This is a genomic window from Pseudidiomarina insulisalsae, assembly GCF_003987065.1.
Taxonomy (GTDB): Bacteria; Pseudomonadota; Gammaproteobacteria; order Enterobacterales; family Alteromonadaceae; genus Pseudidiomarina; species Pseudidiomarina insulisalsae.
The window spans coordinates 158,878-180,621 of the sequence record NZ_PIPY01000006.1 but is presented as its reverse complement, the minus strand read 5'-3'; the positions used below and the strand labels follow the sequence as shown (position 1 = coordinate 180,621).

The 21,744-nt window shown below is 51.8% G+C and carries 15 protein-coding genes; 2 read left to right on the top strand and 13 right to left on the bottom strand.

Annotation, left to right across the window (positions count from 1 at the left end; genetic code table 11):
• Positions 1-2 precede the first annotated feature (2 nt).
• The gene (locus CWI71_RS07085; RefSeq protein WP_126754559.1) at positions 3-788 is read left to right on the top strand and encodes an SDR family oxidoreductase; all 786 of its coding nucleotides are present in this window, start codon (positions 3-5) and stop codon (positions 786-788) included.
• Here the strand turns inward: CWI71_RS07085 and CWI71_RS07080 are convergent.
• From CWI71_RS07080 to dnaE, 13 genes are all read right to left on the bottom strand, one after another.
• A complete protein-coding gene (locus tag CWI71_RS07080; RefSeq protein WP_157981074.1) occupies positions 785-1,909 on the bottom strand; it encodes an energy transducer TonB in 1,125 nt (374 codons plus the stop codon). The two genes, CWI71_RS07085 and CWI71_RS07080, sit on opposite strands and share 4 nt — an antisense overlap.
• 126 nt (positions 1,910-2,035) lie before the next feature.
• The gene (locus CWI71_RS07075; RefSeq protein ID WP_126754557.1) at positions 2,036-3,607 is read right to left on the bottom strand and encodes a dihydrolipoyllysine-residue acetyltransferase; all 1,572 of its coding nucleotides are present in this window, start codon (positions 3,605-3,607) and stop codon (positions 2,036-2,038) included.
• Between the two features lie 14 nt (positions 3,608-3,621).
• Positions 3,622-4,599 carry an alpha-ketoacid dehydrogenase subunit beta gene (locus CWI71_RS07070; RefSeq protein ID WP_126754556.1) on the bottom strand — a complete coding sequence of 326 codons (978 nt, stop codon included), beginning with the start codon at positions 4,597-4,599 and terminating at the stop codon, positions 3,622-3,624.
• On the bottom strand, positions 4,599-5,798 hold the full coding sequence (locus CWI71_RS07065; RefSeq protein ID WP_126754555.1) for a thiamine pyrophosphate-dependent dehydrogenase E1 component subunit alpha: 1,200 nt from the start codon (positions 5,796-5,798) through the stop codon (positions 4,599-4,601). The genes CWI71_RS07070 and CWI71_RS07065 overlap by 1 nt, the downstream gene beginning before the upstream one ends.
• A gap of 86 nt (positions 5,799-5,884) precedes the next feature.
• The gene (astE, locus tag CWI71_RS07060; RefSeq protein ID WP_126754554.1) at positions 5,885-6,928 is read right to left on the bottom strand and encodes a succinylglutamate desuccinylase; all 1,044 of its coding nucleotides are present in this window, start codon (positions 6,926-6,928) and stop codon (positions 5,885-5,887) included.
• Entirely contained in the window at positions 6,915-7,667 is a 753-nt protein-coding gene (locus tag CWI71_RS07055) for a DUF599 domain-containing protein (RefSeq protein WP_126754553.1), read from the bottom strand. Before CWI71_RS07055 ends, astE begins: the two co-directional genes overlap by 14 nt.
• Before the next feature lie 105 nt (positions 7,668-7,772).
• A complete protein-coding gene (locus tag CWI71_RS07050; protein ID WP_126754552.1) occupies positions 7,773-10,961 on the bottom strand; it encodes an efflux RND transporter permease subunit in 3,189 nt (1,062 codons plus the stop codon).
• Positions 10,962-10,972: 11 nt separating this feature from the next.
• Positions 10,973-12,208, bottom strand: coding sequence for an efflux RND transporter periplasmic adaptor subunit (locus tag CWI71_RS07045; RefSeq protein ID WP_126754551.1), 1,236 nt, complete (start codon positions 12,206-12,208; stop codon positions 10,973-10,975).
• A 110-nt stretch (positions 12,209-12,318) separates the two neighbouring features.
• Entirely contained in the window at positions 12,319-14,286 is a 1,968-nt protein-coding gene (locus tag CWI71_RS07040) for a monovalent cation:proton antiporter family protein (RefSeq protein WP_126754550.1), read from the bottom strand.
• Positions 14,283-15,182 (bottom strand): DMT family transporter, encoded by a 900-nt coding sequence (locus CWI71_RS07035; protein WP_126754549.1) that lies wholly within the window; start codon positions 15,180-15,182, stop codon positions 14,283-14,285. Before CWI71_RS07035 ends, CWI71_RS07040 begins: the two co-directional genes overlap by 4 nt.
• Positions 15,183-15,191: 9 nt before the next feature.
• Positions 15,192-16,193, bottom strand: a complete 1,002-nt coding sequence (gene tilS / locus CWI71_RS07030; protein ID WP_126754548.1) for a tRNA lysidine(34) synthetase TilS — start codon at positions 16,191-16,193, stop codon at positions 15,192-15,194.
• Between the two features lie 21 nt (positions 16,194-16,214).
• The gene (accA, locus tag CWI71_RS07025) at positions 16,215-17,171 is read right to left on the bottom strand and encodes an acetyl-CoA carboxylase carboxyl transferase subunit alpha (RefSeq protein ID WP_126754547.1); all 957 of its coding nucleotides are present in this window, start codon (positions 17,169-17,171) and stop codon (positions 16,215-16,217) included.
• 40 nt (positions 17,172-17,211) lie between these two features.
• Positions 17,212-20,724: a DNA polymerase III subunit alpha gene (gene dnaE, locus CWI71_RS07020; RefSeq protein WP_126754546.1), complete on the bottom strand. Its 3,513-nt coding sequence runs from the start codon at positions 20,722-20,724 to the stop codon at positions 17,212-17,214.
• Positions 20,725-20,871: 147 nt separating this feature from the next.
• On the opposite strand from dnaE, the gene CWI71_RS07015 reads away from it, so the two are divergent.
• Complete coding sequence (locus CWI71_RS07015; RefSeq protein WP_126754545.1) at positions 20,872-21,741, top strand: SMP-30/gluconolactonase/LRE family protein; 870 nt, start codon at positions 20,872-20,874, stop codon at positions 21,739-21,741.
• The last annotated feature ends 3 nt before the right edge of the window (positions 21,742-21,744 follow it).

Genomic DNA, 21,744 nt, shown 5'->3' with positions numbered 1-21,744 from the left:
TCATGCAGTATTTCTCAGGTAAAACTGTCTGGTTAACCGGTGCCTCTTCAGGCATCGGTTTAGCCATGGCACAGCAACTCGCTGATGCCGGCGCGCACCTTATTCTTACCTCGCGCCGCGCTGAAGTGCTGGAGCAGGTCCGTCAGGGGCTCGCTCATCCTGAACGCCATCGCGTACTGGCACTTGACCTCAGCCAGCCTGAGCAAGCCGCCGACCAAGCGCGCGAGGCACTTGGCGATCAGGTTATCGATATTCTGATTAATAACGCCGGTGTCTCACAGCGTTCACTCATTTTAGAAACCGACTTTGACGTCTATCGTCAGCTTATGGAGATTGATTATTTTGGTGTGGTCGCGCTGACCAAGCTGGTCTTGCCACGTATGGCCGAACGGCGCAACGGCCACATTGTTACCGTGTCATCGGTTGCCGGTAAGGTCGGTACCAAATTACGCAGTGGCTACAACGGTGCTAAGTTCGCGGTGATCGGTTTTATGGATTCACTGCGTGCTGAAATGGCCGAACATGATCTGGTGGTCACCTCTATACTGCCGGGCTTTATTAATACCGCGATTGCCCACAACTCACTGGCCGGTGACGGCTCGGCGTTAGGCAAAGAGGATCCGGATAACGCCGGAGGCATCTCTGCCGAGGAATGCGCGCGACGTTCACTTGAGGCGATTGCCGCGCAAAAAGCGGAGGTTATCGTTGGTTCGGGCTTGTCAAAACTCGCCCCTTTGCTGCAACGGATCTCCCCCGCCTTTGTCCGGCGTATGGTAGCGAAGCGCTAACCTGAGCGCTGCAAACTGAAGTCTAACTGAACCTGCTGTTCCTTACTGACCACCGGTTTACCTTCTTGGTAGGCCGGGATATAAACCCATTGGGCCAACGCGTCTCTGGCTGCTTTCGCAAAGTGACGATCGGTCGCAGAAATAATACTAATGTTCTGGGTGCGCCCCTCAGCGTCGACATCAAACATCAGTAACACTTTACCGCCTTCGGTAGTATTCAGGTTTTCTCGCGGGTAGCTCGGGCTCACACGCGTCAGCAACTGAGAAGGAGATTCTCCGCTCAGCTCCGTTTGTAACTGTTCAACGCGCGTTAAAGTCTCCTTAACCTTATCGCGCTTTTTTTGCGCCCCATAAACCGTTGCCAACCGGTAGTTCGCCGCCAACTGCAGACGCTTCGCTTCGGGCTGATTCTTTGCGTCTGCTTGAGTCAGTTGTTCAAGTCTGGCCACCGCGTCCACGGGCGAGGCCGATTGCAAGCTGGAAAAAAAGCCTGTTTTGAAGGTCAGCGGGTGACTTTCGCCCAGTAGTTTTGAGCTTTCCTGATACAAGCGCTCCCAGAGCGTTGGCCGGGATTGCTCGAGTCGTAACAACTCTTCAGCAACTCGCACACGCAGCGAAAGTTTAATGGGTGCTTTCTCATCAGGCCAGGCACTGAAGACTTCCTCCAGTGCGCTCTCATAAGATGCAATCTGCGTCGCGTTAGCTTCTGGCATGGTTTCTAACGCCAACAGCAAAGGCTCCAGCTGTTGCATATCGGACGCTGGCAATTCGTTTTGATAGACCTCAACTGCGCGCACCGCCACAGCGTGAGGCGCCGACCCTTTGCGCTCATCCGGTGACAGCAATAACAAATAATTGATTGCCAATGTCGCTGTATTAAAGTGCTCATCACCAAAGTAAGCGCGTCCACTTTCAAAGGCTTGCAGCGCCAACTTTTTTAACTCGCTTTGTGGCGTATCTGCATTTGCCTGGGCTTCCTGAAAAAGGCCATAAGCGTGCTCAAATGCTTGCGCATCTTGATTTTGCGAAAATGGCAAGGCAACAGTTGATTGTGAGAGACATGCGCTACTGATAGCTGAGGCGATAAGCAAGGTTCGTAGTTTTCCGGGGAACTGAAGCATTCTATCCATCCATGTTGTTTTTTGTTTTTTTATTGTATCAACCAAGCATACCCCGAATGCTTTCATAGAAGCAAAAAAAAACCCGCAAATCTGCGGGTTTTTATTTCAGTTCGTCTGAAGTCAAACTTAAATCATATGGACAAGCATGGAGGTCGGGTCTTCCAGGTACTCCTGCCAACGCTTGTTAAAGCGGGCAATGGTACCACCATCAATAATACGATGATCGCCGGACCAACTGACATTCATAATCTTACGTGCCACCACATTGCCCTGAGCATCAAAGCGTGGCAGCTCCTGCACTTTACCTAAGGCAACGATAGCAGCTTCCGGCTTGTTGATAATAGGTGTCGCCACCGTACCGCCAATCACGCCGATATTTGAGATAGAAATAGTTCCACCTTTCATATCTTCCTGCGCAACACGGCCATCACGAGCCGCCTGCGTCAGACGCGTCACCTCATTGGCTATATCAATAATGCTCTTGTTCTGTACCTGCTTCACATTCGGTACTAACAGACCAATTTTGGTGTCCACCGCCATGCCGATGTTGTGATCGTCAAAATAAGTGATTTCAGTGCAATCAGCATTCACCTGCGAGTTCATAATTGGGAACTCTTTTAGAGCCAGTGACAGAGCTTTGATGAAAAACGGCATCATGGTGATGCGGATACCTTCATCTTTATAACGCTCTTTCAACTGCTTCTGCAGCGCCATAACTGCGGTCAGGTCAAACTCATCTGCATAAGTAAAGTGCGGAATAGTGCTGACCGACTCGGTCATTGCTTTTGCCATCGCGGCTTTCACACCACGAATCGCTTCGGTACGGGTACCGCCCGTAGCTGAGGCGGGCTTGGCAGTCGCCGCAGGTTGCTGAGCAGCCGTAGTGGTGCTCTCACCGGCAGCAAACTTCTCCACGTCTTCTTTCATGACGCGGCCTTTCGCACCTGAGCCTGAAACTTTACTGATATCAATATCAAGCTCACGGGCACGACGTCGTACCGCCGGGCTGGCGATGGCTTTCCCCTGACGCGCCGGTTGCGGTGCGTCGGCCTGGCCTGGTTGCGCCGCAGAGCTTTGCTTGCTGGTAGCGGTGCTGGCTTGCGCAGCTGCGCCCGTTGGTGCGCCGCTGTCTGCAGCTTCCGCTTCACCCTCAACGCGAACGGCGAACAGTGGCTCATGAACTTTAGCAATATCGCCCTGAGCGTAATACAGCTTTTCCACCACGCCATGCTCTTTGGCCGGTATCTGCACCAGGGCTTTGTCGGTCATGACATCTACCACCGGCTGATCTTCTTCGATCACGTCGCCTTCTTTAACCTGCCACTCGACAATTTCGCACTCGACGATACCCTCGCCAATATCAGGCAGAATAAAGTCGGTTACCGACGAAGAGGAGGAAGCGCTTGCGGTGCCGACGGGTTCTGCCTTAGCCGGTTCTGGTTCCGAAGTCGCTTCATCGCCCTCAGTGGCCACGGCGAACAAAGGCTCGTGTACTTTGGCAATGTCGCCCTTCTCGTAATACAGCTTGGTGACAACGCCGTCGTCTTTGGCCGGAATCTGCACCAAAGCTTTGTCGGTCATGACATCAACCACGGGCTGATCTTCTTTGATGGTATCGCCTTCTTTGACTAACCATTCAACAATTTCGCACTCAACGATACCTTCGCCGATATCCGGTAAGATAAAATCTTTACTCATCGTTTACGGCCCTCTTAGTAAGTCATTGAAGCTTTAATGGCTTCGTACACTTTCAAGTGATCGACGAAGTATTCTTTCTCGTGACTCAGCGGATACGGCGTATCAAGGCCACAGACACGGGCAATCGGTGATTCCAGATACAAGAAACACTTGTCCTGAATGGTCGCAGCAACTTCGCTGGCAAAACCATTGGTCAACGGTGCTTCCTGAGTCACCACCAGACGACCGGTTTTCATCACTGACTCAGCAACGGTATCGATGTCCCAGGGTAACAGGCTCACCAGGTCAATCACTTCACAGTCGATACCATCTTCAGCAGCCTTCTCGGCAGCTTTTTCAGCCATTTCAACCTGCGCGCCCCAGGCTACGATGGTCAGGTCTTTACCTTCACGCACGACATCAGCTTTCCCCAGTTCCAGCGTGTACTCTTCTTCCGGGACTTCGCCGGTTGAGGCACGGTACAAACGCTTTGGCTCCATAAATAAAACCGGGTTTGGATCGAAGATAGCGCTTAATAACAAGCCTTTTGCCATGTATGGGTTGCGCGGCATGACAATTTTCAGACCCGGCGTATGAGCAAAGTACGCTTCCGGTGACTGCGAGTGATAGTGACCACCGGCAATACCGCCACCGTATGGGGTACGGATCGTCAGGCCACCGACATTAAACTCATTACCTGAGCGGTAGCGGAACTTGGCCGATTCATTAACGATCTGGTCAAAGGCAGGAAAAATATAGTCACCGAACTGAATCTCGGCAATCGCATAACTACCCTGCGACGCTAAGCCGTTCGCGAAGCCAAGAATACCTTGCTCCACCAAGGGCGTGTTGAAGTTACGATGACGCCCGTATTTCTCAGTTAAACCTGAAGTCGCACGGAATACCCCGCCAAAGGAACCGGTGTCCTCACCAAAACTGTAAACTTTGTCGTTTTTGGCCATCGCAATATCAAGCGCATTATTGATAGCCTGTAATAAATTCATTTTCGCCATTATTTATCTCCCCCATCCAGACGTGACGCTGTTTTCGGATAGGCCTCAGGGTACTTCCGAATATGCGCTTTAAGCTCTTCAAGCTGCTCTTTCAGCTGCTTGGTTGGGGTGTCATAGACATCATTGATAAGCTCATCAATGTGTGGCACTGGAATCTTCTCTGCGTCTTTCAGCGCCGCCAGAACAGCCGCTTTCTTCTCAGCAAAGTTTTCTTCCGCTTCTTTCTCAGTCAGCCATTTTTTCTTGATCAGGTAAGTCTGGAAGCGTGCCAGCGGATCTTTCGCCCGCCACGCGTCTTCTTCGTCACGGGTACGATAGCCCGTCGGGTCGTCGGACGTCGAGTGGCCAGCCATGCGATAGGACATGCCTTCAATCAGCACCGGCTCGTTTTCTTCCACAGCCAGTTTACGTGCCAGTTGCGTTGCCTGATACACGGCAAAAATATCGTTACCATCGACACGAATCGTTTTCATGCCATAAGCCACGCCGCGTGGCGCGATACCATCGCCGGCGTACTGCTCGCCCTGTGACGGAGTTGAAATGGCATAACCGTTATTACGGCAGAAGAAGATGGCCGGAACTTTGTAGACCGCCGCCATGTTCAGTGCCGCGTGGAAGTCACCTTCAGAAGCTGCACCCTCGCCGAAATAGCAAATGGTACATTTACCTGATTTATCCATTTTCTGGCCAAAGGCGTAACCTGTCGCCTGCGGGATCTGCGTCGCCAGTGGCGATGCGATGGTCATAAAATTGAGCTCAGCACAGCCGTAGTGAACCGGCATCTGACGACCTTTACCCAGATCGCGCTCATTGGAGAACAACTGGTTCATGAACTGTTCAACGGTGAAACCACGATAGGCCAGCGCACCTTGCTCACGGTACTGCCCCATGATCATGTCGCCATCATCAAGTGCCGCAGCCGAACCGATACTTGCTGCCTCTTCACCAAGTGACGATAAGTAGAAGCTGATACGGCCCTGACGCTGCGCGGCAATCATGCGCTCATCGAGAATACGAATGAACTGCATGGTGTCGAACATTTTCAGTGCGAGGTCTTTATCGATGTCAGGTACTTTCGCGTCTTTATGCACGGTACCGTCTTCTTTAAGGATTTGAAGCATTGGAATTTGCAGTGCCGAACCGTCCAGAAAATTCGGTTGGGTCACAATTTCCAGCTGATGTTGTTTATCCTGTGCCATAACTTTCTCGTTCTCAGAAAAATTGCGCTCACTTTACCTTTACGTCAACTGACATGCAAATGAGCACCCTTGTAATTGCGCAAAAATTATACCAGCTTAAGACGTTCCACTGGCATATCGATAACCGTCAATAGCGCGCGCTGTCCCAGAGCCACATTGGCGTTGGGGAAAATAATGCGCTCGCCGGCCTGTTCCACGTAGTACTCTTTGCTGCCATCTGTGGCTAACAGATAGCCCTGTTCAAACGCGGTGAAATTCGCAACCTCGTCGGGAAAATGCAGGGTGAAGTCTTCAACTGTACGGTTTATTGTACGGCAGACATCAAAAATGCGGGTACGATTTGCGTCAAACTCAGGCAAATCCAGCTCTTCTTCACTGATTAAGCGCTTGAACATGGTTTCTGCTGCGGCAAATTTGCTGCGATCATTTTCACCAAAAGGACGCACTTTCCCCAGCTCCACGGTGAAGGCGTCGGCATCATGATTCCGTACACTGTAATAACTGAAAGTGGTGGTGGGCGCCTGGTTCAACAAAATCGTTTCGACGCCGCACTCCGCCAGGAATGTCAGTTGTTCTTTTTTATACGGGCCACCATGGGTGAACGGATAAACGGCGAACTTTTCGTACTGCGAATCACGGATCGCGGTATGCAGGTCATAATGGAAGCGTCTGCGCTGCCCTTTCGGCGCATCATTGTAGAAACTGGTGATGTAATGTTCGAGGTTCGCTGCGCGCTTATGCTCCGGTGTACTACCTTTCTTGTGCGCGCCGTTAAACAAGCGATTCATATTCATATCGACAAAGCGTTTGTTAATTGCGATCGCGGCCGGGTTGGCAATTAAAAACAAAGTGCGCTGTACTGGTTTTAACTCGCCTTGCATGATGCTGTGAATCATGTCGCGGACAATCTCAATGGGTGCTGTTTCGTCACCATGCACCGCACAGGAATAAACCACATCCTTGCCGCTGGGCTGCTCCGGCTCTGCGATGATGACACCGTAATCCTGAAAAATCAGGCGGCCGCCGTCATATGTTAGCTCCTGGTTGATTAGGTCCTGCTCTTCACTTAATGACTCGCCGGTGTAACCGGCCAGCGTCCATTCTAATACATCGACATTATTGCGCTTCACGTTCAGACTCCTGTTCAGACTCCTGTTGCTTTATCCGCCCTGGCTCCAGACCCTTGGTGGCCAGTAACGCACGCAGCACGCGCGAGCGGTATTCACGGCGGTACAAAACCGACACCACGATCACGGTCGACACGACAAATAAGACCGGGTGTAAAAACCAGGTTAGAAAGGCCAGAGCAAAATAATATGCCCGCAAGCCATTGTTGTATTCATGTCCGGCCTGATCAATAACCTTAGCTGATTGCCGCGCAAATACCTCACGCTGTGCGTCAGTAAATTCGGTGCTGCGGTACTGCGGAGCGGCGCCAAGCAGTACCGAAACAAAGCCAAACTGGCGAATCGCCCAGGTGAATTTAAAAAATGCAAAAACAAAAATCAGCGCCAGTACCGCAAGTTTAAATTGGACTTTGTCCGTAGATGTGTCGGCAGTTAACGGCAACGACTGCAAGACCACCACAACTTTATCGGCAGATGCCAGCAAGGTCAGTACACCGGCCAGAACCAGCACGGTTGATGAGGCAAAGAAAGTAACTGTTCGTTCCACATTACCTAATAACGCCGCGTCGGCAATCTGATGCTCCTTGCGGGTCAGCGTAGTCATCCAGTCAATACGAAGCTGACGCAAAATGTAGGACAAGCTATAGGTCGAGCGCGCCCGAATGCGGGCAAACTGAGTATAAGAAACCCAAACCGTCACAAAAAACATCAGTGTAACGATATCGAGAGATGTTAGATTCATGCTTATGACCCTGCACTAACGTGGCGAGTAGCCCATCACCCGAGCCAGAAATCCAGTTTCAGCCCGGGTGATAGCGTTAATCATTGTAAGGTCATTAGTTTACCATTATGTGACGGAATTGTCCGACTCAGATTTCGGTGCCGGTTTTTCCGCCAGGCCATACCAGGACAGCATCGTTTTAAAGCCGCGTTTGGTATCGTCGAGGATCAGATACAAACATGGAATCAACAGCAGCGTAATAACGGTGGCGAATAAAATACCGAAGGCTAGTGAAATCGCCATGGGAATAACCATTTTGGCTTGTAGACTTTTCTCCAGCACAATCGGTAACAGGCCGAAGAAAGTTGTCAGACTGGTCAGGATGATTGCCCGGAAGCGAGCCGAACCTGCGTCTTGCACCGCCTGCCGTAACGGCACACCATCACGACGAGCCTGGTTCACATAATCCACCATCACCAGCGAGTCATTTACCACAACACCGGCCAGAGCGATAATACCAAACAGGCTAAGGATCGAAATCGGCATGCCAATCACCCAGTGTCCGATCACCGCACCTATCATGCCAAAGGGAATGACTGACATAATAATTAATGGTTGACTGTAGGATTTCAGCGGTACTGCCATCAGCGCAAAGATGGCAAACAAGGCCAGCACGAAGCCAACTGCAAGGGAGTTAGTCGCTTCTGCTTCGTCCTGCGATGCTCCTTCAAGCTGGAAATTCACTGACGGGTACTTGTCCAGAATTGGCTGAATATGCTGCTGCCGTACTTTTTGCACCACTTCAAATGGCTCTACATTGTCTTTGTTAACCCGCGCCCGTACTCGTACCGAGCGCTCGCGATCGATACGCGTGATGGTATTGTAGCCCTTCGCAAAACGAATATTAGCTAACTCGGTAAAAGGAATTAGTGCGCCGTCTGCGGTGCGTAGCTTCATATCTTCCAGGTTACCGACCGACTGACGTTCGTCCAGCGGGTAACGCACCATGACCCGTACTTCCTCGTCACCGCGCTGAATACGCTGCGCTTCAGCACCGTAAAAGGCGTAGCGAACCTGATTCGCCAGGTCGCTCAGGGTAATTCCCATTGCCGTTGCCAGTGGCTTGGTTTCCAGAATGATTTCATCATTGCCGGCGCCAAAGGTATCTTCAATATCAAACACGCCATCGAACTGCCCTAAGACTTCTTTCAGTTCTTTTGCCGCGGCGGCAAGTTCATCCAGATTATCGCCCGAGAGTTGAAATTCAACATCGAAGCCGCCGCCTCCACCAATGCTACCCTGGAAATTAATCGCTTTTACCCCCGCAATTTCCGGGGTTTCCATGCGCCAGCGATTGATAATTTCAAAGCCGTCAATATTTCGGTCTTCGCCTTTCTCCAGCTCGCTCATGATCGTGCCACTGGAAGTACCTTGCAGCCATACCGTGGTATGACGCACCACATCATCGCCTTCCTCCTCTTTGACTTCAGCATTCACTCGCATGAGTGCATCCTGAATGGTTTGCAGGGCACGAATCGTCGCTTGTTCTGACGAGCCTGGCTGCATCTCGACGCTGGTCTGAATGAAGTCACTGGGAATATTCGGGAAAAAGACCCAACGCACCACGCCACCACTGATAAGACCGATCATCAGAATAAACATAGCGATGAAACTGGCTAAAGTGGTATAGCGATAATGCAGGCATTTCGCCAGGAAAGGACGGTAATAGCGCTCAACGAACATGCGTAACGCGTCAGAAATCTTATTACGGCCACGCTGGAAGGCATTGAGTTTTTCGCCGCCGCCTTTACTGAACTTCATGGAGGCAATGTGCGCCGGAAGAATCAGTTTTGACTCAACCAGTGAGAAGGCCAGACAAAGAATAACTACCCAGGCAATCGATTCCCAGATCGCACCCATACCGCCATCGACCATTAGCATTGGAATAAAGGCCACCATGGTGGTGAGTACGCCAAAAGTCGCGGGTATCGCCACCCGTTTCGCGCCCCGAACAACGTTATCGGTGGTTTTACCGAATTTCTCGATTTCAGAATAGGCACTTTCGCCTATGACTATGGCATCATCCACCACGATACCCAGCACCAGTATGAAGCCGAATAAACTGATCATGTTGATGGAAATATCAAACATAGGCAGCGGCATCAGCGCAATGGTGCCTAAGAAACAGATTGGAATACCAAGCATGACCCAAAATGCCAGGCGTAACTGCAGGAACAGTGACAGCATCAGAAATACTAAAAAGCCGCCGGTAATCATGTTGTCGAGCATCAGGTCAAGACGACCCTGCAAGTAGTATGACGAGTCGCCCCAGTAACTGATTTTCACCTCAGGCGGTAACTCTTTTTGCTTGCGCTCAATATAACTGCGCACGGCTTCGGCAACCAACAAGTCGTTTTGATCGCCTACCGAATCCACCCGCACAAAAGTAGCAGGCTTACCGTCGAACTGAGTAAAGCGGCGGCGTTCAATGAATTCATCTTTGATCTGGGCTATATCGCCAAGGGTAAGGCTGGTACCGTCAGGACGATTGATAAGCACGATATCTTCGAACTGATCGCCAAAGTAGGCCTGATTGTTAGCTCGCAGCAAAATATCGCCGTTCGGTGTACGAATGGAGCCACCGGCGACATCAACCGAGGTCCCCCGGACCGCATTCACCACTTGCTGAAAGGTCAGGTTATAGCGTTGCAGGTCATACTCTGAAATTTCGATAGAAATCTCGTAATCACGTGCCCCCACGGTTTCAACTTTGGTGATTCCGCCAATATCCTTCAGGTCATCGCGAATTGACTTAGCGAGCTCTTTTTGACTGCGCTCGGTCATATCCCCGTAGACACTGATCCAAATCACCTGCCGCTGCGGACGAATGCGATAAATATTCGGATTTTCAATTTGCTGCGGAAAGTTCGGGATGGCATCGACAAGCATTTTCACTTCGTCCATGACCACCTGCGGATCGTAGCCACTCTCAACTTCAACGGTGACCGAACCGCCACCCTCACGCGCCGTTGAAACCAGGCGCTCGACACCGTTGACGTCTTCCAGCGCGTCTTCGATAAGAATCAGTACGCCCTGCTCTACCTCTTGCGGTGCTGCACCAGGAAAAGGAACCTGAATGCTGATGGTATTGAGCTCGACTTCAGGGAACATTTGTTTGCGCACCTGAAAGACCATAAAAATACCAGTAATAATAATCAACGCCATCAGTAAGTTGGCGGCAACAGTATTATTGGCCCACCAGGCAATGAGACCTTTTTCGCTTCCTGAGTCAGGTGAATTCTGCGGTACTTGCATCACTCCGCTCCTTATTCGCTGCTGCTGTCAGCAGTTTCAGTGGCATCCCTGTCGGCTGCGGGCTGCCCCCGCTGACCTTCCATTTGTTGCGGCAACGGATCACCAGGCAAGCGTACTTTCATACTAGGTAAGGCATTGGCCAACTGGGTTAATACCACCTTGTCACCGGCATCAAGCCCCTCACTAATAATCACCTGGTTCTCTTCTGCCCGCAGCACTTCAACATGCTGACGTTGCAGGCGGCGATCCTCGCCCACCAACCAGACATTACCATCAGTGGTCAGTGCATAACGCGGCAGGCGGTAAACATCTTCCACATACTTGCCTTCAATCGCCAGTTGGACGAAGCGGCCAAAGCGCAGCACTTCATCATGGGTCTGGCCGTTACGGTTGTACGGGTCCTCCACTTCAACCACGCCGTAGATCACCCGGCTACTGGCATCGAGTACACCTTCACTACGCACCAGATAGCCCTGCCAGCGATACTCTTGCTCGGCAATGAACGAACTCAGTTGAACGCGCGGAAAGTCACTTTGTTGCTCAGGTGAGGGTAAGTTCAGATAGGCCAGATCACGATCACTTAAAGGTACACGCACTTCGGCGGTTTCAGTGCCCATTAACTGTGCGACCTGACTGCCAATATTAATAAACTGACCCAAATCAACATTCTTGTTTTGCAATAAGCCCGCAAAAGGTGCGCGGATGACGGTACGATCGAGGTCGCGTTGCGCTTTGGCTACTGCCGCCTCTGCCGATTGTACTGCCGCCACCGCACTTGCGACTTGCGGTTCACGCAGACCGAGCGCCGGAATTTCGCCCATCTGCAGCGACTCCCACTCTTCTTTGGCAACTTTCGCCAGGGCACTTTCCTGCGCCAGTGCAGCACGTGCTTGCGCTAAATTCGCTTTGGCGTTTTGCAGTGCGACCTCATAATCTTTTGGGTCAATCTTTAAAATCATCTCGCCCTGATTAAAAAAGCCGCCATTTTGAAAGTTAGGCGCAGTTTCAATAATCTGGCCGCTGACCTGCGCTACCAGATTAGTGGTATGTTTCGCCCGGACATTGCCCTGGCCTGACACCATCAGATGAATGTCTTGCGGCGTGACTTCCTGCACCTCGACCAACACCGCTGGACGCTCACTGGCGCGCATCGGCAATTGCGGACGGAGCATGCCAAGCAGAACCACTAAAGCGACTGCGACAATGATAATAAGCGGGGGTAACAGAGCGCGTTTTTTGAAAGCCATTGATCGTATTCCGATTGAATATGAAGATGGCGCATAGTATGCGCCATCATAGAGGGATTATTAAGGCAGATTATGTTGCCAGTTGTAACAAATGAAACATTAACCGTTCACTAACCGTTAAGTAAGTAACTTTCGCTGGCCTCGATAGCACGGGGCCCACCAGCAAGCAATACGACGTCACCTTTACAAAGCGTAAAGTCGCCGTGAACCTCACTGAACTCCTCATCGCCACGGCGTACCGATTTCACCTGTACAGCGATATCGTCAAGCGCCAGCTCTTTCAATTCCTTACCGCAGGCATAGGCATTATCGGTCAATTGCACCGCATGCAAAAACTGCAAGCGATCGATCTTTTCCGGATCCATATCCGTCGTCTCGCCCGGATAAAAGCCATGCATTTCACCGTAATGTGAGCGACGCGCCTGATCAAGCCGGGACAAAATACGGCGTATCGGCACACCCGACCGGCTTAACACCTGCGAAACCAACATCAAACTGGCCTCCAGAGTATCTGGTACCACCTGTGTGGCGCCGGATTCCATCATTTCCTGCAGGCGCACATCGTCCCGTGAGCGGACAATAATTTCAGCATGATCGTTAATTTCACGAATGGCTTTAAGCACCTCTAAAGCTTTATGATCCTCGGCGAAGCTGATAATAATCAGTTCAACCTTGTCAGCATGCACTGCCCTTAAGATGTCGCGCCTTGCAGCGTCACCGAAGTACACTTTCGCGCCACCAGCAACGGCCTCTTGCACCCGCTTGGTATCATGGTCGATAGCCAGATGGTCGATACCCTCATTAGTAAGAAAACGGCTGATGGTCTGGCCCACCCGGCCAAAGCCCAGCACCAGTACCTGCTTTGGCTCCGACACATCGGGTTGTTTAATGTCAGCTTCCTGTGCGCGTGACTTACCACGCACCAGCGGTGCTACCAACTGCCGGCAACGCTGAATCGCCATGGGCGTAACTGCCATCCCTAATACGCCGACACCGACCAGCATGGAAGCAACGTCCTGGCTCAATAAGTTATAAGTCAGCGCCAGCGCAACCAGCACGAAACCAAACTCACCCATTTGAAACAGCATTAGCCCTGCGCCCCAACTGTCTTCTTCGCGCTCTCCCATCGCCCCGGCGAGCAGTCGTACGACCAGCATTTTAATTGCGCCGATAAGTAACACGCCGAGCAAAATCCAGTGCAGGTTTTGCCAGAACACATCTAAATCGAGCTGCATGCCGACAGTAATAAAAAATAAGCCCATTAAAATATCGCGAAACGGGCGGATGTCAGCTTCTAACTGATGCTTGTACTTACTCTCGCCAAGCATCATCCCTGCCAGAAACGCGCCTAATGCCATCGACAGACCAAACAAATGAGTCAAGCCGCCGGCGACCAGTGCCACTAACAAGGTGGCAAGTACGAACAACTCATCGGTGCGTAAACGCGCAATTTCACGAAAAATATGCGGCAAGACCCATTTACCGATTGCCATCAGCACTACTACCACACCTGCGCCTTTCAGCAACGCGATGCCAAGGCTCTCCCAAATACTCACTTCAGCCGAACTGGCCGCCAGTAACGGGATAATGATAAGCATAGGGACGACTGCGATATCCTGGAACAATAATACCGATACCGTCGCCTGCCCTTTGCGGGTCGTTAACTGCGATGACTCACCTAACTGTTTAATCACCACCGCTGTGGAGCTAAGTGCTAAGGTACCACCAATAACCATGGCGGCGGTCCAATCGCCCATCAACACATACGCAAGTCCGGCAAACAGTAAGGTACAAATCACCACTTCGCCGGCACCAAGGCCAAATACCAGGCGCCGCATGGCGATCATTTTCGGTAATGAAAACTCCAGCCCCAGCGAGAACAGCAACAACACCACACCTAATTCAGCGACAAAGTGATACTCATTCGGATCTTTAATCCACGCCGTTACATCAGGTCCGGCAATGATGCCAGCGACAAGGTAGGCTAAAATCGCCGGCAACTTAACCCGCCGAAAGCCCCATACCAGCACAACGGCAATAGCGAGAAGTAACAGTACGTCGGCGAAAGTTCCATTCATGTCGATTTCCTTTGTAAATAAAGTCCACAACAAATCAAGCTTAGCCCAATTAAGGTCGTTAACTGAATCACTTCACCGAGAATAAAGTAAATCAGCACCAGGCTCATAAACGGGCTTAAAAATATAAGCATAGATAATTGTGAGGTTTTTTCGGCTGTGCGCATGGCAGTCAGCCAAAGCAAAAAGGTAATGCCCATCTCGAACAGGCCAACATACATGGCTGCTGCCAGGGCTTTCCACTCATGCCAGGGGAGCGGCCGCGTATCAACAGCAACGGCGACGGCCAAACAAACACTGCCAAATGCGAAACACCAGAACATGGCGGGTATCGGTGCATCGGTATTGCGCGTATTCACCAGCCAGTAGGTCGCCCAAAGCAAGGTGCTTAGCAAAGCAAGGCCAATGCCTGTCCAGTTCGTTTGCGTAAAGTCCCATTGCCCGCCGGTCGCAATTAGTACCACTCCACCGTAAGCCACCAACATGGCCAGCAGTTCTTTCACGCCCAGCCGCTGCTTTAGGACAGGCACCGCCAGCAGCGACATAGTAATCGCCCAGGTGTAATTGATAGCCTGCGCCTGCTGCGCGGGCAACTGATCATAGGCAGCGAATAGTACCCAGTAATAAATAAATGGATTCAGCGCACCCATGGCAAGATAAAACAGCCAGCGCTGGCGCCCCAATTGCAGGATCTCCCGCAGCCGGCCTTGCCAGAGTAATAGCAGTAGAAAAACCAAGGTACTGGTCAATGCTGCTAAAAACAGTAAATGCAACGGCGTCAGCAACATCAGTGCTAGTTTGAACGCCGTAGCAACGGTGGACCACAAGGCCACCGCAGCCAGGCCAAAGGCAACCGCGCGACGTTGATTCAAACCCGCTGGAGAACCCGGTGCTGCCATATCAGCTCCCTAAAACCGCTGCAATAATTGCAACGTACGCTGACGCGTACGCACGACTTTGTAGTCGCCCCATGCCACTTGTGGCTGCCGGTCATTACCCGTCAGTAGCATTTGTTTGCGGAGCTGCTCGAGCTGTGCGTAGGACGGCATGCTCGCGCCCTGATGCTGCAACCACGCCCTTAGCAACGCCCGTTGCGTACTTTGCGAGTGGGGTTGTAGTGCGCCGACGGCTAATTCTCCCGTCGCATTCATCGCCTGTCTTAACTGTTTGCCGAGTAATTCGTCCAGTACCTGTTGCTGCTCTGCACAAAGCTGTGCGCTGCGTAGCACCGCGGCGCCAAAATGCGGCCAGCGCTGTTCCAGCTTCGGCACCACTTCGTGACGTAAATAATTACGATCGATGCTGGTATCAAAGTTGGTATCGTCTTCAATCCAATGTAACTGATGCTCTCTGGCATAGGCATAGATGCTGGCCTTGCTGACGTTCAGTAACGGCCGTAGCCAGGTTTGCCGGCCCGGGCGCTGGGGCGCATCGCTACCAATAGTTTGTGCCATCGCTGCCAGGCCTTTGGGCCCTGAGCCACGTTTTAACTGTAACAGGAAGGTTTCAATCTGATCATTTCGATGCTGGCCTAACAACATAATTGCGTCCGGCTCGGCCAGTTCACTTAAGCGCTGATAGCGCGCACTGCGCCCGGCCGCTTCTTTGCTGATGCGCGGGCCTTGTGCCACCGCTAGCACCTCGCAGTGCATCGGAAACTGCCGGCGCGCACAATCCTCCTGTAAGCTAGCAGCCCAGGCAGCCGAATCAGGATGAAACTGATGATCAAGATGAATCGCTAAATACTGGTAATCCGGGTAGTCGGTCCGCCAGCGATCAAGTAAATCGAGGATAGTCTGTGAGTCCGCGCCGCCCCCCAGACACGCAACAAGTTGTTGTTGCGGCCGTAGCTCCAGCGCGGCCAGAGCTGCGGCAAAATCGTCATATAAATCGCGGTAATCGGCGCTCACAAGGTTTGCAAACTGTCGGCTTTAGCAATAGCCAAAGGACATGAGTTTCTGATATCGCTGCTCGAGCAATGCCGTCCGATCCAGACCTTTCAGGGCGCTGAGATCTTTCAGCAGTTGCTGCTTCAGACGTTGTGCCATGGAGCTGTGATCGCGATGCGCGCCGCCTAGCGGCTCTTCAATAATGCTGTCAATAAGACCCAGTTCCAGGCTGCGGTCAGCAGTCACGCCCATTGCCTCAGCGGCAATCGAAGCTTTTTCGGCGCTTTTCCATAAAATAGATGCACAACCCTCCGGCGAAATAACCGAATAGGTTGAGTATTGCAGCATGTTGACCCGATCGCCGACCCCGATGGCCAATGCACCACCAGAACCACCCTCACCAATGACGGTACAGACAATCGGCACATTCAGACGCGCCATCACTTTCAGGTTGCGGGCAATGGCCTCTGACTGACCACGTTCTTCCGCGCCAATGCCCGGGTAAGCGCCCGGGGTATCAATAAAGGTAATAATCGGCATCTTAAAGCGCTCGGCCATTTCCATGAGCCGCAGAGCTTTGCGATAACCCTCTGGTTTAGGCATGCCGAAGTTACGGCGAATTTTTTCTTTGGTCTCACGCCCTTTCTGATGACCGATAATCATCACCGGCTGATCGTCAAGACGTGCAGTACCACCGACGATGGCCCGGTCATCGGCGAAGGCCCGATCGCCGGCCAGCTCATCAAAGTCGGTAAAAATATGCTCAATATAATCAAGTGTATAAGGGCGTAGTGGATGACGCGCCATTTGCGCAACTTGCCAGGCGCCGAGATCGCCGAAGATCTTCTCAATCAGTTGCTCGCGTTTTTCCTGCAACCTGGCAACTTCTTCTTCAATGGAAATATCAAAGTCGCCTTTCGCGCCGACCGCTTTAAGCTCATCAATTTGCGCTTGTAGCTCAGCAATCGGTTTTTCGAACTCTAAAAATTGCAAATTCATTTGGACTCCCGTTCACAACGGCTTTACCTGCCCTTGCGGATCAAAATTCTAATGCCACCTGTTTTGGCCCGAGCTGCTGCTCCAGCTCATAAAGTAAATCGTCTTCCGGCGTTATGAACCACTCGGTTGCGGTCTGATAACTGGCTTTTACATCTGGACGCTGATAATCAAACAGCAGCGGACACGCGCCACCTTTATAAGCGGTCAGCGTCTGCACCAGACGTTTCATGCCATTGCCTTCCAGGTGCTCTGGTCGCACCGTGAGGCGCACGCCCTTGGCGTATTGTTCGCGCATTCCGGTGATGGTCATGACTTCTCGAGCGGTCATTGTATTGCCCCCCGAGTATTCATCAAAGCTGACCTCTCCTTTAATCACCAAAATCTGGTCTTTTGCCAGCAAATGCTCGTAAGTTTCATAGTCTTGTGCAAAAAAGCGTACATCAAAGCGGGCCGTTTTGTCATCTAAGGTGACAATCGCCCAGCGCGCGCCCTTCTTGTTCATCATAACCCGCATATCAATCACTAAGCCGGCAACTGTGGTCATTTGATCACGGCCGGTCGGGCGCACATCGCTCAGATTACAGGGCACATAGTTGCGCAGTTCCGCCCGGTAACGATTGATCGGGTGCCCCGTCAAGTATAGCCCAAGCGTTTCCCGTTCGCCGTCAAGCCATATCGCCTCTGGCCATTGTGGTACTTGTTCAAATTCGTGTTCAATGGTTTCGGTATCATTGGCGCTGGTAAGAACACCGAACAAGTCGCTCTGTCCGATTTCTTCAGCGCGCGCATGTTGCTCGGCTTGACGCATCGCCTTTTCAAGGGTTGCCATGAGTGCCGCGCGATGCGGCCCCAGTGAGTCCATGGCGCCAGCGCGAATCAGCTTTTCCAGCACCCGGCGGTTGAGTTTTTTCAAGTCGACGCGGCAGCAGAAGTCGAACAGATCAGTAAAGGGCCCCTCACTGTTGCGCGCTGCCAGAATCGCTTCAATCGGGCCTTCGCCCACCCCTTTGATGGCACCAATGCCATACACCACATGGCCATTATCATCGACAGTAAATCTGTACTGGCCGACATTGACATCCGGTGGCATTAATTTCAGCCCCATCTGCTCACATTCGTCCACCAGTGTGACAATTTTATCGGTATTATCCATATCGGCGGACATCACAGCCGCCATAAATTCTGCCGGATAATGGGTTTTCATCCATAAGGTCTGATACGAGACCAACGCGTAGGCAGCGGAGTGTGACTTGTTAAAACCGTAACCGGCAAATTTTTCTACCAGATCAAAGATTTTCATCGCCAGGTCGGGATCGATACCGTTATTCTTCGCGCCTTCAGCGAAAACCTCGCGCTGCTTTGCCATTTCTTCCGGCTTCTTTTTACCCATCGCCCGACGTAATAGATCGGCGCCACCGAGCGAGTAGCCGGCCAACACCTGAGCGATCTGCATGACCTGTTCCTGATACAGGATAACGCCATACGTCGGTTCCAGAATCGGCTGCAATAGCTCGTGCTGATAATCTTTATCCGGGTAAGAGATCTGTTCGCGGCCGTGCTTACGATCAATAAAGTTATCAACCATGCCCGACTGTAGCGGACCCGGACGGAACAGAGCCACCAAGGCGATAATGTCTTCAAAGCTATCGGGTAAGAGCTTTTTGATCAGTTGTTTCATGCCGCCTGATTCAAGCTGGAAAACGGCGGTGGTCTGCGCCTTTTTCAACAACGTGAAACAGCGTGGATCATTAAGCGGGATCTTTTCAATCACGACCGGCGTTTCGCCACGGCGCTGACGTTTTGCGTTAACCATATCCAGCGCCCACTGAATAATGGTCAGGGTACGCAAACCAAGAAAGTCGAACTTAACAAGACCCGCCGCCTCAACGTCATTTTTATCGAATTGAGTAACTGGCTGCTTGCCCTCTTCATCACAGTACAAAGGCGAAAAATCGGTAATCTTTTCCGGTGCAATGACGACGCCCCCGGCATGTTTACCGGCATTACGTGTCACCCCTTCCAGAATGCGCGCCATATCTATAAGGTCACGCACGTCTTCGTCCTGACCGTACATTTCGGGCAATCGCGGCTCAATCTCAAAGGCTTTCGCCAGGGTCATGCCCGGGTCACCCGGTACCAGTTTGGTGATTTTGTCGACAAAGCCATAGGGGTGCCCTAAAACCCGGCCTACGTCGCGAATCGAAGCCTTCGCCGCCATCGTGCCAAAGGTGATGATCTGCGATACCGCTTCGCGACCATAAAGCTCAGCGACGTGCTCAATCACTTCGTCACGACGTTCCATGCAAAAGTCGATATCAAAATCGGGCATGGACACCCGCTCTGGGTTAAGGAAGCGCTCAAATAGCAGATCGAGTTCAAGCGGATCGAGATCGGTAATTTTCAGCGCGTAAGCGACCAACGAGCCAGCACCGGAGCCTCGCCCCGGACCGACCGGAATACCATTGTCTTTGGACCACTGAATAAACTCCATGACGATCAGGAAGTAACCCGGAAAGCCCATCTGGTTAATAACATCAAGCTCAATCTGCAGACGCTCATCGTAGGCCTGGCGCTGCTTCTCGCGCTCGTCGTTATCCGGGAAAAGATGCTGTAGCCGCTCTTCCAGACCTTCTCTTGACTTCTTCACCAGAAAGTCTTCAGGCGTCATACCGCCGGTGGGAAATTCCGGTAGTACATATTTGTCCAGCGTAATGGTCACATTACAGCGTTTCGCAATTTCGACAGTATTCGCCAGCGCTTCAGGAATATCCGCAAATAGTTCAGCCATCTCGGTCGGACTTTTCAAATATTGTTCACGGCTGTATTTCTTTGGCCGGCGCTTATCGTCCAGAGTGTAACCATCAGCGACGGCGACGCGCACTTCATGAGCGTGGAAATCATCAGGCTTGAGGAAGACTACCTCATTCGTCGCCACCACAGGAATCTGTTGTTCGGCTGCCAGCGCCACTGCAGCATGTAAATAATCATTTTCCTGCGGCCGCCCCGTGCGCAACAATTCCAGATAAAAACGATCGGCAAAATGCTGTTGGTAAAATGCCAGTTCAGCTTCGGCTTCAGCTTTACGATTTTGCAGCAACTTGCGGCCGACATCGCCCTCGCGCCCACCGCTCAATAACAATACACCTTCGCTGTGCTCGGCCAGCCACTCTTTATTTACGCAAGGACGTCCGGCACGATGGCCGGCGAGGTAACCGCGACTAATCAACTGAGTCAGCTGCTGATAACCCTCATTATTCATTGCCAGCGCCGTCAGACGAAACGGCGCCTCCTGGCTGTCGCTGCTCCAGCCAGCCGGCAATACCCAGAGATCGCAACCGACAATGGGTTTGAGCCCTTTGCCATGGGTTGTCCGATAAAAACGTACCAGGCCACACATGTTCATCTGGTCGGTCAATGCTAACGCTGGCATGCCCTGCGCGGCAGTGGACTCACAAATAGGACCAACCTTGGCGAGGCCGTCAATCATTGAAAAGTCACTGTGTACCCGCAGGTGGATGAATTGCGGAGCTGTATTCTGAGCTATTTCCGTCATGCGCACTTTAGCATTTTGTTAGGGTGAGTCTATCGCTGTATTGTGCCGTATGCGGCGGTCGATGTCATGCCTGAATGTGGTTCTTCTTATGTCTTTTTTGCCGCAATCAGCTAAGCTGTCAGGCAGTTACTGAGGAGGTATTAGATAATGCAATGGGTTCTTATTAGCTTGGTCAGCTGCGCTATGTTCGTCGCCAGCGCCACAACTGCCGCACACGACATTGAGGTGATTAGTGACGGGCATTCTTTCACCGAAGGTCCGTTATGGCATGACGGCGAGCTTTGGTTCTCCGATATTCCAACGTCAACCATTTACCGCTGGCACCCAGAGCGCGGCAGCAGTATTGCTGTACGTCCCTCAAGTGGTGCGAATGGGCTTGCCCTCGACACGCAGAATCGGCTGCTGATGGCGCAACATCAGGCGCGGCGCATTGCGCGTCTAAATAGCGATGGTACGCAAACCAGTCTTGCCAGTCATTTCCAGGGCAAACGGCTCAATAGCCCCAATGATTTAGTGGTGGCTGACAACGGCGCAATTTACTTCACCGACCCGCCTTTTGCGGTAAGTGAAGAGGAACAGGAACTCGACTTTGCCGGTGTTTTTAAAATCAGCAACGCTGGCGAACTGATAGTGCTCGATGACGCGCTGGCAAGGCCTAATGGCATTATTTTAAGTCCCGACGCGACAACGCTGTATGTCACAGATGCTTATCAGTGGCAGATCTTCGCTTATGATGTAACCCCTGAAGGGGTAGCGAACAAGCGTTTATTCGCCGAACTTGAAGGCACCTATGAGCAAGGAATGGATGGCATGGCAGTGGCGCAGGACGGCACCCTGTATGTCGCCGGTCCGCAGGGCATTTATGCTTACTCAGCGCAGGGCAAGTTACTGGAACTGATTGAATTACCCGACTTTACGGCCAACGTGGCACTGGTTGAGACAGACAACCGGGTACTTTACGTGACCAATCAGACCGAGGTACTTAAAATCAGTTTATCTGCCAATGATACTGATTAGGTG

What these genes read in the sequence shown, in the direction of transcription:
- CWI71_RS07045 (WP_126754551.1), bottom strand. Translation starts at nt 12,208, where the DNA reads ATGGCTTTCAAAAAACGCGCTCTGTTACCCCCGCTTATTATCATTGTC.
- CWI71_RS07075 (WP_126754557.1), bottom strand. Translation starts at nt 3,607, where the DNA reads ATGAGTAAAGATTTTATCTTACCGGATATCGGCGAAGGTATCGTTGAG.
- CWI71_RS07080 (WP_157981074.1), bottom strand. Translation starts at nt 1,909, where the DNA reads ATGCTTCAGTTCCCCGGAAAACTACGAACCTTGCTTATCGCCTCAGCT.
- dnaE (WP_126754546.1), bottom strand. Translation starts at nt 20,724, where the DNA reads ATGACGGAAATAGCTCAGAATACAGCTCCGCAATTCATCCACCTGCGG.
- CWI71_RS07055 (WP_126754553.1), bottom strand. Translation starts at nt 7,667, where the DNA reads ATGAATCTAACATCTCTCGATATCGTTACACTGATGTTTTTTGTGACG.
- CWI71_RS07050 (WP_126754552.1), bottom strand. Translation starts at nt 10,961, where the DNA reads ATGCAAGTACCGCAGAATTCACCTGACTCAGGAAGCGAAAAAGGTCTC.
- CWI71_RS07035 (WP_126754549.1), bottom strand. Translation starts at nt 15,182, where the DNA reads ATGGCAGCACCGGGTTCTCCAGCGGGTTTGAATCAACGTCGCGCGGTT.
- accA (WP_126754547.1), bottom strand. Translation starts at nt 17,171, where the DNA reads ATGAATTTGCAATTTTTAGAGTTCGAAAAACCGATTGCTGAGCTACAA.
- CWI71_RS07040 (WP_126754550.1), bottom strand. Translation starts at nt 14,286, where the DNA reads ATGAATGGAACTTTCGCCGACGTACTGTTACTTCTCGCTATTGCCGTT.
- CWI71_RS07065 (WP_126754555.1), bottom strand. Translation starts at nt 5,798, where the DNA reads ATGGCACAGGATAAACAACATCAGCTGGAAATTGTGACCCAACCGAAT.
- CWI71_RS07070 (WP_126754556.1), bottom strand. Translation starts at nt 4,599, where the DNA reads ATGGCGAAAATGAATTTATTACAGGCTATCAATAATGCGCTTGATATT.
- CWI71_RS07015 (WP_126754545.1), top strand. Translation starts at nt 20,872, where the DNA reads ATGCAATGGGTTCTTATTAGCTTGGTCAGCTGCGCTATGTTCGTCGCC.
- CWI71_RS07085 (WP_126754559.1), top strand. Translation starts at nt 3, where the DNA reads ATGCAGTATTTCTCAGGTAAAACTGTCTGGTTAACCGGTGCCTCTTCA.